9 protein-coding genes and 1 tRNA gene are annotated in these 12,940 nt (G+C 70.8%); 2 read left to right on the top strand and 8 right to left on the bottom strand.

From position 1 onward, the window contains the following. Positions 1-223: 223 nt before the first annotated feature. Complete coding sequence (locus tag HS048_RS04220; RefSeq protein ID WP_068900243.1) at positions 224-895, top strand: DUF4097 family beta strand repeat-containing protein; 672 nt, start codon at positions 224-226, stop codon at positions 893-895. A gap of 101 nt (positions 896-996) precedes the next feature. Then, complete coding sequence (locus HS048_RS04215; protein WP_196466190.1) at positions 997-2,127, top strand: serine hydrolase; 1,131 nt, start codon at positions 997-999, stop codon at positions 2,125-2,127. 80 nt (positions 2,128-2,207) lie between these two features. Here the strand turns inward: HS048_RS04215 and HS048_RS04210 are convergent. The 8 genes from HS048_RS04210 to dnaN form a co-directional block, all read right to left on the bottom strand. Beyond that, positions 2,208-2,281, bottom strand: a tRNA-Ile gene (locus HS048_RS04210). A gap of 134 nt (positions 2,282-2,415) precedes the next feature. After that, positions 2,416-3,264 carry a DUF3566 domain-containing protein gene (locus HS048_RS36760; RefSeq protein ID WP_307832362.1) on the bottom strand — a complete coding sequence of 283 codons (849 nt, stop codon included), beginning with the start codon at positions 3,262-3,264 and terminating at the stop codon, positions 2,416-2,418. Positions 3,265-3,330: 66 nt separating this feature from the next. Continuing rightward, on the bottom strand, positions 3,331-5,841 hold the full coding sequence (gene gyrA, locus HS048_RS04200) for a DNA gyrase subunit A (RefSeq protein ID WP_068900254.1): 2,511 nt from the start codon (positions 5,839-5,841) through the stop codon (positions 3,331-3,333). Between the two features lie 48 nt (positions 5,842-5,889). Beyond that, entirely contained in the window at positions 5,890-7,836 is a 1,947-nt protein-coding gene (gene gyrB / locus HS048_RS04195) for a DNA topoisomerase (ATP-hydrolyzing) subunit B (RefSeq protein WP_084008697.1), read from the bottom strand. 511 nt (positions 7,837-8,347) lie between these two features. Beyond that, the gene (locus HS048_RS04190) at positions 8,348-8,872 is read right to left on the bottom strand and encodes a DUF721 domain-containing protein (protein ID WP_231647496.1); all 525 of its coding nucleotides are present in this window, start codon (positions 8,870-8,872) and stop codon (positions 8,348-8,350) included. Between the two features lie 61 nt (positions 8,873-8,933). Further along, a complete protein-coding gene (gene recF / locus HS048_RS04185; RefSeq protein WP_068900261.1) occupies positions 8,934-10,238 on the bottom strand; it encodes a DNA replication/repair protein RecF in 1,305 nt (434 codons plus the stop codon). A 211-nt stretch (positions 10,239-10,449) separates the two neighbouring features. Next, the gene (gene gnd / locus HS048_RS04180) at positions 10,450-11,394 is read right to left on the bottom strand and encodes a phosphogluconate dehydrogenase (NAD(+)-dependent, decarboxylating) (RefSeq protein WP_068900263.1); all 945 of its coding nucleotides are present in this window, start codon (positions 11,392-11,394) and stop codon (positions 10,450-10,452) included. A 351-nt stretch (positions 11,395-11,745) separates the two neighbouring features. Continuing rightward, on the bottom strand, positions 11,746-12,885 hold the full coding sequence (gene dnaN, locus HS048_RS04175) for a DNA polymerase III subunit beta (protein ID WP_068900265.1): 1,140 nt from the start codon (positions 12,883-12,885) through the stop codon (positions 11,746-11,748). Positions 12,886-12,940 lie beyond the last annotated feature (55 nt).

The raw sequence follows: 12,940 nt of genomic DNA, 5'->3' as shown, positions 1-12,940 counted from the left end.
GCGCTGTCTGCACCATAGCGTTCACTCTCCATCTATTGCAACGAAAGCTCTTAAGATCATTGCGTTAACCTCAGAACCGTTGCAATGATTTCCGGGCATCTACCTGCGTAAACCAATGTCCCATGCAACACTTATGTTGCTGAAATAGTGAAGGCAACGTAGCTTTTCCCTTGTCGGAAACAAGACGCCGACGGAGAGCACGACACGGACGAAGGAGAGCACCATGCAGAAGTTCGCCACCCCCGCCCCGGTCTCGGCGGTCCTGGACATCCCCGCGGGATGCATCCGCCTCATCGCCGCCGACCGGACCGACACCACGGTCGAGATCCTGCCCGCCAACGCCTCCAAGAGCCGCGACGTCAAGGCGGCGCGGCAGACCACGGTCACCTACGACGACGGTGTCCTGCGCATCTGCACCCCCGAACCCGGAAACCAGCTCTTCGGCCCCTCCGGATCCGTCGAGGTGACCGTCCAGCTGCCCGCCGGCTCACGCATCGAGGCCAAGGCCGCCAGCGCCGAACTGCGGGGCGTCGGACGGCTCGGCGACGTCTCCTTCACCGGCGCACACGGCACCGTCAAGCTCGACGAGACCGCAAGCGCCCACCTGACCCTCCAGTCCGGCGACGTCTCGGTCGGCCGCCTGGGCGGCCCCGCCCGGATCAGCACCCAGAAGGGCGACCTGCGCGTCGCCGAGGCCGTGCACGGCACGGTCACGCTCCGCACCGAGCACGGCGACATCTCGGTCGGCGCCGCACGCGGAGCCTCCGCGTCCCTGGACGCCGGCACCGCCTACGGCCGCATCCACAACGCCCTGGCCAACACCGACGGCGCCGCCGCCGGCCTGACCATCCACGCGACCACCGCCTACGGCGACGTCACCGCCCGCAGCCTGTAAGGGCCCAGGACTCCTACAGACGCAGCGATCCACCTGCTCGGTCGACCCCCGCAACCGCGATAGGCCCTCTCAGCTCTCAGCCCTCGAAGGAGCGCACCACCATGTCCACCACCCACCCCGGCCAGACCCGCCCGCAGCTGCACAAGACCATCGAACAGATGATCGACTCCGGTTTCCTCGGCGTGACGATGCGCCTGCACGACGAACACGGCGAATGGACCGCCGGCGTCGGAGTGAGCGAACTCGGCGGGGCCGAGAAGCCGCCGGTCGACGGGCACGTCCGGATCGGCAGCAACACCAAGACCTTCACCGCGACCCTGGTGCTGCAACTGGTGGCCGAGGGCAGGATCGGGCTGGACGACCCGGTGGTCGACCACCTGCCCGGGTTCGGGCTGGACGAGCGGATCACGGTGCGGATGCTGCTGCAGCACACCAGCGGGATCTTCAACTTCACCGGCGACTATGACCCCGACGGCACATTCGTGCCGGGGACCCCCGCCACCACCTCGGGCAAGGAGTGGGCGGAGGGCAGGTTCACGGCCTACCGGCCGGAGGAGCTGGTCCGGCTGGCACTGTCGAAGCCGGCGCGGTTCGAGCCCGGCACCGGCTGGAGTTACTCCAACACCAACTACGTGCTGGCCCGGCTGCTGATCGAGAAGGTCACCGGCCGCCCGGTCGCCGAGGAGATGCAGCGGCTGATCCTGGGACCGCTCGGCCTGTCGGGCACCATCCAGCCGACCAGCCAGACGGACATCCCCGAGCCGCACGCCCGCGCCTACTACCGCTACCAGGACGCCGGCGAGCAGAAGACGGTCGACGTCACCCGGCACGACCCCTCCTGGATCTCCAGCGGCGGCGACATGATCTCCACCACCCGCGACCTGCACACGTTCATCTCCGCGCTGCTGGGCGGCAGGCTCCTGCCGGCCGAGCTGCTCGCCGAGATGTGCACCCCGCACCCGACGGGCATCCCGAACATGGACTACGGCCTGGGCGTGTTCGTGCTGACCACCGACGGCGGCGCCACCGTCATCACCCACAACGGCGGCATCGCGGGCCACGCGGCGCTGATGTACAGCACGCCCGACGGCAGCAGAACCCTGACCGCCGCGCTGAACTACGTCGACGACGCCGAGCTGTCGATGGGAGCGGCCTTCCAGCAGGCGGCCCAGCGCCTGGTCGCCGACGTGTTCGACGCCGGACAGGCCGGGCCGGCAGCAAGCACCACCTGATCACCGAAGAATGACCAACGAACGCCCAAAAGGCCGGATCCCTAAGCTTGGGATCCGGCCTGTGGATTTGCGAAACCGTGTGGGGCTACCAGGACTTGAACCTGGGACCTCTTCCTTATCAGGGAAGCGCTCTAACCGTCTGAGCTATAGCCCCTCGTCGTGCGGAAACCGTATCGCATCCCCGGGAGGAAGGCGAATCCGGCCGCTCGAACAGGGAAAAGCCTACCGTGTTCCGGGACCTGTTCGCGCCACGTCCCCGGACCGGATCCGGGGACGCGGCGCGAGCGGTCACTCGGCTTCGCTGAAGGTCACCTCGACGCCGCCCACCAGGTCGGAGGCGACGTTGTAGATGACCGCGCCCAGGGTGGACAGTGCGGTGATGAGCACCACGTTCACCGCGCCGATCAGGGCGGTGTAGCCGAGGATCCGGACCGGCTCGAACCAGGGGGAGATGTCGAAGCTGGTGTCGGAGGCCTTGCCGTCCGGGACGGTGAACTGGTTGACGATCTGGATGATCGAGTCGAAGACGCCGAGCGCGTTCAGCACCATGTACAGCACCGCGACCGCGACGAACAGCACCACGAAGCAGACCAGGGAGACCACGAAGCTGAACTTCATGGCCGACCACGGCTCGATCCTGCGCAGGACCAGGTGCGCCTTGCGGGGCGTCCTGGGGCCGGACGAGTCCGAGGACTTCCTGTTGTCCATCCGCAGCGGGGAGGACGAGCCCGGGGCCTTCCCGTCGACCGCGGTCGCCGTGTTCAGCGAGGACGAGGCGCCGCCCGGCCGAGGAGCCGCACCCGGGCCGGGAACGGTGCTCGGGCCGGGAACCGTACCGGCCGGAGAGGACCCACCGGCCGCCGGACCGTTGGAGACCGGAGCGGCAGGGGTGCGCGGCGGAGCCGACTGGGCTCCGGGAGACCAGGACGGGCCGGCCTCGGCGGAGGCCGGGCGGATCCGCACCGTGGAGTCGGCCGGCTTCTCGTCGTCGTTCGCCTTCTTCATGCCGGACCCGCCCTTGGTGGTCTCGTCGGTCGCCGAGCCGTCGGTCTCCGGCGCGGAGGCACCGCCGTCGGCCGGTGACTCGACCACCTCCACGACATCCGCTTCAGTGGCCTTGTCCATCTTCTCCGTCACCTGATCGCGTTTCGGTCGGGAAGGCGAGGACGGCCGCGGACCCGAACTGGCCTGAGCGCTCACCGGCTACTCCCCTTCCCCGTTTTCCTCGGTCTCCAACGCCTCGGCGCTCTCCAGCGCCTCGGCGTTGCGGGCGAGAGCCACGACGCTGTCCCCCTCGCTGAGGTTCATCAGCCGCACCCCCATGGTCTGGCGGCCCGACTGCTTGATCTCCCCGGCGCTGGTACGGATGACCCCGCCGGCCGAAGTGATCGCGAAGACCTCGTCCTCGGCCCGCACCATCACCGCGCCGACAAGCCTGCCACGAGCGCTGACGATCTTCGCGGTCAGCACGCCCTTGCCGCCACGTCCCTGCACAGGGTACTGATCCGCCGGAGTGCGCTTGGCATAGCCGCCCTCGGTGGCGACCAGGACGTCGTCGCCGTCGGCCATCCGGTTCATCGCGAGGAGCTCGTCGCCGTCGAGGAAACGCATGCCGATCACGCCGCTGGTCGCCCGCCCCATCGGCCTCAGCGCCTCGTCGGAGGCGGTGAAGCGGATGGACTGGGCGTTGCGGGAGACCAGCAAGAGGTCGTCCTCCTCCGACACCAGCCGCGCTGCGATCACCTCGTCATCTTCGCGCAGATTGATGGCGATGAGGCCACCCGTGCGCGGCGAGTCGTATTCGGCCAGGCGTGTCTTCTTCACCAGACCGCTCCGGGTGGCCAGCACGAGGTACGGCGCGACGTTGTAGTCGCGCATCGCCAGGACCTCCATGACGACCTCGTCCGGCTGCATGGCCAGGAGGTTCGCCAGGTGCTGGCCGCGGGCGTCCCGGCCGGCGTCGGGCAGTTCGTACGCCTTGACCCGGTAGACGCGGCCCTTGTTCGTGAAGAACAGCAGCCAGTGGTGCGTCGTGGTGACGAAGAAGTGGTCGACGATGTCGTCCTGGCGGAGCTGCGCGCCGCGCACGCCCTTGCCACCGCGCTTCTGCGCCCGGTACAGGTCGGTGTTGGTGCGCTTGGCGTACCCGCCCCGGGTGATCGTGACGACCATGTCCTCCTCGGCGAGGAGGTCCTCGATCGACATGTCCGCCTCGTAGGCGATGATCTCCGTCTTGCGCTCGTCGCCGTACTTCGCGGTGATCTCGGAGATCTCGTCGAAGACGATGGTGCGCTGCCGCTCGGGCGAGGCGAGGATGGCCTGGTAGTCGGTGATCTGCGCCATCAGCGAGTCGTACTCGTCGATGATCTGCTGCCGCTCCAGGGCGGCCAGCTTGCGCAGCTGCATGTCGAGGATGGCCTGCGCCTGGACCTGGTCGATCTCCAGCAGGGCCATCAGGCCGCCCTGCGCCTCGGCCGCCGAGGGCGACCGGCGGATCAGCGCGATGACCTCGTCCATCCGGTCGAGCGCCTTGAGCAGCGCGCTCAGGATGTGGGCCCGCTCCTCGGCCTTGCGCAGCAGGTAGCGCGTCCGGCGGACGACGACCTCGATCTGGTGGTCGATGTAGTGGCGGACGAACTGGTCGAGCCTGAGCGTGCGCGGCACCCCGTCCACCAGGGCCAGCATGTTGGCGCCGAAGGTGGTCTGCAGCTGGGTGTGCTTGTAGAGGTTGTTCAGCACGACCTTGGCGACCGCGTCGCGCTTGAGCACGATCACCAGGCGCTGCCCGACCCGGGAGGAGCTCTCGTCGCGGACGTCGGCGATGCCGCTGATCCGGCCGTCCTTCACCGACTCGGCGATCGACAGCGCCAGGTTGTCCGGGTTGACCATGTAGGGCAGCTCGGTGATGACCAGGCACTGCCGGCCCTTGGCGTCCTCCTCGACCTCGACGATCGCCCGCATGGTGATCGAACCGCGGCCGGTCCGGTAGGCGTCGTCGATGCCGCGGCGGCCGACGATGAGCGCGCCGGTCGGGAAGTCGGGTCCCTTGACCCGCTCGATCAGCGCCTCGAGCAGCTCCTCGTCATCCGCCTCGGGGTGCTGCAGGGCCCACTTGACGCCCTCGGCCACCTCGCGCAGGTTGTGCGGCGGGATGTTGGTCGCCATGCCGACCGCGATGCCGGCCGACCCGTTGACCAGCAGGTTCGGGAACCGCGACGGCAGGACCAGCGGCTCCTGCGAGCGCCCGTCGTAGTTGGGCTGGAAGTCGACGGTGTCCTTGTCGATGTCACGGATCATCTCCATGGCGATCGGCGCGAGCTTGCACTCGGTGTACCGCATGGCGGCCGGCATGTCGTTGCCCGGCGATCCGAAGTTGCCCTGGCCGTCGACCAGGGTGTAGCGCAGCGCCCAGGGCTGCGCCAGCCGCACGACGGTCCCGTAGATCGACGAGTCGCCGTGCGGGTGGTAGGAGCCCATCACGTCGCCGACGACACGGGAGCACTTGAAGTAGCCGCGGTCGGGCCGGTAGCCGCCGTCGTACATCGCGTAGAGCACGCGGCGGTGGACCGGCTTCAGGCCGTCGCGGACGTCGGGCAGCGCGCGGGACACGATGACGGACATCGCGTAGTCCATGTAGCTGCGCTGCATCTCCGACTGGATGTCGACCGGCTCGATGCGTTCGGCGGGCGCGGGCGGGATGTTCACATCCGTCACGGGTGATGGATCCTTTTCGGGAGTCGGAGAGGGTCGGTACGGCTGCCGCTACACATCGAGGAAACGCACGTCCCGCGCGTTCCTGATGATGAAGGAGCGGCGGGCCTCGACGTCCTCTCCCATGAGGACGCTGAACAGCTCGTCGGCCTGGGCCGCGTCGTCCAGGGTGACCTGGCGCAGGAGCCGCGTCTCGGGGTTCATCGTGGTCTCCCAGAGCTGGGCGGCGTTCATCTCGCCCAGGCCCTTGAAGCGCTGGATGCCGTCGTGCGCGCGCGGGTCGCGCTTGCCGCGGGCGATGCCGTCGCTGATGATCGCGTCCCGCTCCTGGTCGGAGTAGGCGTAGGAGGCGTCCTCGCCCCGGCGGTCCCACTTGATCTTGTAGAGCGGCGGCTGGGAGAGGTAGACGTGGCCGGCCTCGATCAGCGGCCGCATGAAGCGGAACAGCAGCGTGAGCAGGAGCGTGTTGATGTGCTGGCCGTCGACGTCGGCGTCGGCCATCAGGATGAGCTTGTGGTAGCGGAGCTTGGCGATGTCGAACTCGTCGTGCACGCCGGTGCCCATCGCGGTGATCAGCGCCTGGACCTCGGTGTTCTTGAGCACCTTGTCGATGCGGGCCTTCTCCACGTTCAGGATCTTGCCGCGGATGGGCAGGATGGCCTGGAACTTGGAGTCGCGGCCGCCCTTGGCGGATCCGCCCGCCGAGTCGCCCTCGACGATGAACAGCTCACACTTCTCCGGGTCGCTCCACTGGCAGTCGGCCAGCTTGCCGGGCAGGCCGGAGCCGGACTCCAGCAGCGACTTGCGCCGGGTGAGGTCGCGGGCCTGGCGGGCCGCGATGCGGGCGCGCGCGGCCTGCAGGGACTTGTTGATGACGTCCTTGGCCTCGCCGGGGTTGCGCTCGAACCAGTCGCGCAGGTGGTCGTTGCAGGCCTTCTGGACGAACGACTTGGCCTCGGTGTTGCCCAGCTTGGTCTTGGTCTGGCCCTCGAACTGCGGGTCGGCCAGCTTCACCGAGATGATCGCGGTGAGCCCCTCGCGGATGTCCTCACCGGACAGGTTGTCGTCCTTGCCCTCCTTGAGGAACTTCTGCTCGCGCGCGTAGCGGTTGACGATCGACGTCAGCGCGGCGCGGAAGCCCTCCTCGTGGGTGCCGCCCTCGGCCGTGTTGATCGTGTTGGCGAAGGTGTAGACCGACTCGCTGTAGGAGTTGTTCCACTGCATGGCGATCTCGACCGAGATGCCGTCGCCGTGCTCCTCGAAGTCGATCACCGAGACGTGGGCGGGCTCCTTCTTGGCGTTGAGGTGCCTGACGAAGTCGGACAGGCCGCCCTCGTAGAAGTAGACGACCTCGGTGGGCTCGTCCTCGATCATGTGGTCGGGCCGCTCGTCCCGCAGGGAGATCGTCAGGCCCTTGTTCAGGAAGGCCATCTCCTGGAAGCGGCGCGAGAGCGTCTCGAAGTTCCACGTGGTGGTCTCGAAGATGGTCTCGTCGGCCCAGAAGGTGATGGAGGTGCCGGTCTCGCCCGTCTCCTCGCCCTTGACGAGCGGGCCGGTGGGCCGGGTGTCGGCGTAGCTCTGCCGCCAGTAGTGGCCGTCGCGGCGGATCTCCACCTCCAGTCGGGTGGACAGGGCGTTCACCACGGAGACGCCCACGCCGTGCAGGCCGCCGGAGACCGCGTAGGACTTGCTGTCGAACTTGCCGCCCGCGTGCAGGACGGTCAGCACGACCTCGACCGCGGGCCGCTTCTCGACGGGGTGCAGACCGACGGGGATGCCGCGGCCGTTGTCGACGACCCTGACGCCGTTGTCGGCCAGGAGCGTGACCTCGATCCGGTCGGCGTGCCCGGCCAGGGCCTCGTCGACGGAGTTGTCCACCACCTCGTAGACGAGGTGGTGGAGACCGCGCTCGCCGGTCGATCCGATGTACATGCCCGGGCGTTTGCGGACGGCCTCGAGCCCTTCGAGAACGGTGATTGAGCTAGCGTCGTAGGACAAGTGTGAAATCCTCCTGCCGAGGACACGCGGCGCGGGCGCATTCAGCCCCACCGTGCCCGTCACCGTCGTGAATGCCCCGATGCGCTCACCCGAGGGAGTCGGCTTTCATGCCGGGGTGACACGCAAACGGACGTGTCCGGAATCCTGTTTCATTCTAGCGGCTCGGAACACATCGTGCGGCATTGACGGGCCCTGAAAGCCTCCCAGACGAGTCGATCATCGTTTCAAGGATCCCCCTACCGGGGCGGAAGTCGTCGCCCCAGAGGGGCGCTGATCCGTTTGAGCCCGGCCGAGCAGGGGATGGAGGCCTGATCCGGGTCTCCGTCCGGCGCCCGCGCGGCACCGGCCGCGGCGACGGCCGGAAGATCGGCCCGCCGTGAGAATCCCGGCCGGACCCGCCGACGGGCACCGTGTCGGCGGACACCCGCCGCCGGACACCCCGTCGGCGGTCGGCCGGCGGGCGGCCGGTGGGCGGTCGGCCGGTGGGCGTTCGGTGGACACCCGCCGGCCGTCACCCGTAGGTGTCGCCCGGACCCCGGCTCCCGGTCACCCGCAGGCCCCCGCTGCGCGGCGGGCCGTTCTGCGGCCCCTGCACGTTGATCCGCTGTACGGTCCCGTCCCCGAGCTCCTCGTTCAGCCGCCTGACCACCTGACCGGCCAGCCACCGCACCTGGGAGGCCCAGGCGGTGGAGTCGGCGACCACCAGGACCTCGCCGTCGGCGAAGCTCTGCGGCGTGGTGTGCGCGGCCATCTCCGGGCCGACGATCTCGTGCCAGCGCCCGAAGACGCCGCCGACCGCCACCGGCTCGCGCCAGCCCCGGTCGGCGAGCAGGTCGGTGATGGCCCGTCCGAAGAGCTGCGGGTCCCCCGACTCCCGGCGCGGTCCCGCGGCCTTCTTCCGGGGCTCGCGCGGCAGCTGCCCGCGCTTGGCCGCGTCGGCCTTCGCCTGGGCCAGCTTCTCCCTGGCCAGCGCCGCGCCCCTGGCGGCCGCGTTCTTGGCGGCGCCCCCGGTGGGACCGGGTACGGCCCCCGGCACCGGGGCTCCCGCACCTGCGGCGGGTCCCGGCCCTGTCCCTGTCCCCGGCTCCGGCGTCTGCTCAGCGGACACGGGCCACGCTCCCCTCCGCCACGTCGAACCGGGCCCCGGCCAGCTCCGCGGGTACGTCGTCGGGGACCGCGGCGGTGATCAGCACCTGCTCGGCGGGCGCGACGAGCTCGGCCAGCCGGCGGCGGCGCTGCGCGTCCAGCTCGGCGAAGACGTCGTCGAGGATCAGCACCGGGTCGCCGCCGTCGGCCCGGAGCAGGTCGTAGGCGGCCAGCCGGAGGGCCAGGGCGAAGGACCAGGACTCGCCGTGGCTGGCGTAGCCGCGCGCGGGCAGCTCCCCCAGGCCGAGGAACACGTCGTCGCGGTGTGGCCCGACGAGGGTGACCCCGCGCTCCAGCTCGGCGGTGCGGACCTCCAGCAGACCGGCCCGGAGCGCCTCCTCCAGCGCGGTCCGGTCGGGAGCGTCCGCGCCCGACCGGGCCACGGCACCCGCGGCGCCGTCGGTGTCCACAGACGCCGCAGACCCTGGGGACGCCGCGGCGCCCGCAGTGCCTGCGGCGTCCCCAGACCCCGCAGGCCCTGTGGATCCTGTGGACAGGCTGCTGCGGTACGCCAGGTCCACCGGCGCGGAACCGGGCGCCAGGGAGGCGTAGGAGGCGGTCACCAGCGGGCGCAGCGCCTCGACCAGCTCCAGCCGGGCCGCCAGCAGCTCGGCGCCGTGCCTGGCCAGGTGGGCGTCCCAGACCTCCAGCGTGCTCAGCACGTCGCCGGCGCCGGCCGCCGCGAACGCGGCCTCGCTCTCGGCCCGGCGGCCGCTCCGCGCGGAGCTCCGGCCGCCGCGCCTGGCCTGGGCCGCGGTGCGCAGCAGGGCCCCGCGCTGCTTGAGCACCCGGTCGTAATCGGCGCGGACCCCGGCGAACCTGGGGGTCCTGGCCACCAGCAGGTCGTCCAGGAACCGGCGGCGCTCCGCGGGGTCGCCCTTGACCAGGGCCAGGTCCTCCGGGGCGAACAGCACCGTGCGCAGCAGGCCGATGACGTCGCGCGGGCGGGACACGGGGGAGCGGTTCAGCCTGGCCCGGTTGGCCCTCCCGGGGTTGATCTCCAGCTCGACCAGCGCCCGCCGGTCGTCGCGCACGACCACCGAGCGGACGACGGCCCGCGCCGCCCCCTGCCGGACCAGCGGCCCGTCGGTGGCGACCCGGTGGCTCGACTGCGTGGCCACATAGCCCAGCGCTTCGACCAGGTTGGTCTTGCCCTGCCCGTTCGGCCCCACGAAGGCCGCGGCGCCCGGTTCGAGGGCGAGTTCCACGGCGTCGTAGGACCGGAAGTCGGTCAGCGAGAGGTGGGCTACGTGCACGCCGTTACGTTAGTGCCTTCCCGTTCCTGCGGTGGCTGCAGGAGCCGGGCCGTACCGAAGGGGCATGGGCGGCCCGGGCGGCGGAACGGCGGGCGGGCGGTCGCGGCGCTCGAGGTCCACAGCCTGCGGCTCGAGGTCCACAGCCTGTGGACGGCCGCGGGACGGGCACGCCGCCGCGCCGCACCCGTCCACAGGCTGTGGACCGTGGGGCCTATCCCTGGGCCTCGACCGGGGGGACGACGTCGGCGCCGGGGGCGTCGGCGCCCTTGGCGACCTCGCCCTCCTTGGCGGTGACGGCGTGCCCGCCGAACTGGTTGCGCAGCGCCGCGACCATCTTCATGGCGGGGGAGTCGTCCTGGCGCGAGGCGAACCGCGCGTACAGCGCGGCGGTGATGACGGGCAGCGGTACCGCGTGGTCCACCGCCGCCTGGACCGTCCACCGGCCCTCGCCGGAGTCCTGGGCGTAACCGCGCAGGCCCGACAGGTCGGAGTCCTCGTCCAGCGCGCGGACCAGCAGGTCGAGCAGCCACGAGCGGATGACCGTGCCCTGCCGCCAGCTCTTGAAGGCGCCCGGCACGTCCGTCACGATGTCGGCGGCCTCCAGCAGCTCCCAGCCCTCGGCGAAGGCCTGCATCATGCCGTACTCGATGCCGTTGTGGACCATCTTGGCGAAGTGCCCGGCGCCGATCTCGCCCGCGTGGACGAAACCGTCCTCGCCCTCGGGCTTGAGGGTCTCGAAGACCGGCCGGAGCCGCTGGATGTCCGCCCCGGCGCCGCCGACCATCAGCGCGTAGCCGTTCTCCAGGCCCCACACGCCGCCGCTCACGCCGCAGTCGACGAAGCCGATCCCGCGGGCCGCCAGCTCGGCGCCGTGCTTCTGGTCGTCCACATAGTGCGAGTTGCCCCCGTCGACGACGACGTCCCCGGCCGACAGCAGCTTGCCGAGCTCCTCGATCGTCGCCTGGGTCGGCGCCCCCGCCGGGACCATGACCCACACCGCGCGCGGCGCCTGCAGCCGGTCCACCAGTTCCTGCAGGCTCCCGACGTCGCTGACGCCGGGGTCCCGGTCGTAACCGACGACCTCGTGACCGCCGCGGCGCAGCCGCTCGGCCATGTTGCCGCCCATCTTGCCCAGTCCGATCATGCCGATCTGCATGTGCCGTCCCCTTCAGGATCGCCCAAACCGTCCGTACCGCTGTGCCCTACGAGCATCCCCTTCCCGGGATCCCATCATCCACCCGGGTCCGGACGGGCTCACGCGGGCCGTACCGGATCCGCGGCCGCCGCGGCGGCACGGGCGGGCCGTACCGGCGCTCGCGGCGCTGAGCGGCTCTCCGCCCGGCCGACCGCCCGCCGGCCGCCTCCGGCCCGCCCCAGGGACCCCACGGGCCTCAGCGGCGGTCTGGGCGGCCTCCCGGGGTGTCGGAGCGCTCCGCCCGGAGGGGCCCGTGCGGGCGCGCGGCCGCCGGGACCGCGGGCCCGCACGGGTGCGGCGGACCGCGCCCCGTCAGCTGGAAAGGCGGATCGGCATGATCAGGTAGCGGTAGGCGGTGGCGCCGTCGTCGTCCACAGGCTTGCCCGGGGTGAGGATGGCGGGCTTGGTGGAAGTGGTCATCTGCAGCCGGGCCACGTCGGAGTCGATCGCGTGCAGGCCCTCCAGCAGGAACTGGTGGTTGAAGGCGATGTTGATGTCGTCCCCCTCGAAGTCCACCGGCAGGACCTCCACCGCCTGCGCCTCGTCGCCGCTGCCCGCCTCCAGCACGACCTCTCCGCCGCGGAAGGCCATCCGGACGGGGGTGTTGCGCTCGGCGACCAGCGCCACACGCTTGACCGCCTCGACGAACGAGGCCGTGGACAGGTCCGCGCGGGCGGAGAACTCGGTCGGCAGCAGCGAGCGGTACTTGGGGAACTCCGGGTCGAGCAGGCGGGTGGTGGTGCGGCGCCCGGCGCTGGAGAAGCCGATCATGCCCTCCCCGGTGCCGCCGGCGGAGCTCATCGCGATCTCGACCTGGGCGCCGGTCGACCCCAGGGCCTTGGCGGTGTCGGCGAGGGTCTTGCCGGGGATCATCGCGATCGCCGAGATGTCGGCCTGCTCCGGCTGCCACTTCAGCTCGCGCACGGCCAGGCGGTAGCGGTCGGTGGCGGCGAGGGTGACGGTGTCGCCCTCGATCTCCACCCGCACGCCGGTCAGCATCGGCAGGGTGTCGTCCTTGCCCGCCGCCACCGCGACCTGGGCGACGGCGGAGGCGAACACGTCACTGCCGACGCGCCCGGCGGCCGGGGGCATGGCCGGCAGGGAGGGGTAGTCCTCCACAGGCATGGTGAGGAGTGTGAACCGGGCGCTGCCGCAGGTGACGACGGCCTTGGCCCCCTCCACCACGAAATCCACAGGCTGTGCGGGGAGCGCGCGGGTGATCTCGGCGAGGAGCCTGCCGGAGACGAGGACCACTCCGGCCTCGCCCGTCTGCAGTTCGAGGGTCACCTCGGCGGAGACCTCGTAGTCGAAGCCGGAGAGCTTCAGCTGACCGCCCTCCGTGACCTCGAGGCGCATGCCGGCCAGCACCGGCACGGAGGGACGCGCCGGAAGGCTGCGTGCCGTCCATGCGACCGCCTCTGCGAGCACGTCTCGGTCGACCCGGAACATCACGTGGATCTGCCTCCTGTGTATCGAGCGCTGTCCGCTCGGTGCCTTGGGGTTCAAG

The organism is Planomonospora sp. ID91781 (assembly GCF_015711595.1).
GTDB classification, from domain to species: domain Bacteria; phylum Actinomycetota; class Actinomycetes; order Streptosporangiales; family Streptosporangiaceae; genus Planomonospora; species Planomonospora parontospora.
The sequence above is the reverse complement of the archived record's forward strand: the minus strand, read 5'-3'. Positions and strand labels throughout refer to the sequence as shown.

Bases quoted from the DNA above. Each gene is read 5' to 3' on its own strand.
- HS048_RS04215 (WP_196466190.1), top strand. From the start codon at position 997: ATGTCCACCACCCACCCCGGCCAGACCCGCCCGCAGCTGCACAAGACC.
- HS048_RS04220 (WP_068900243.1), top strand. From the start codon at position 224: ATGCAGAAGTTCGCCACCCCCGCCCCGGTCTCGGCGGTCCTGGACATC.
- gnd (WP_068900263.1), bottom strand. From the start codon at position 11,394: ATGCAGATCGGCATGATCGGACTGGGCAAGATGGGCGGCAACATGGCC.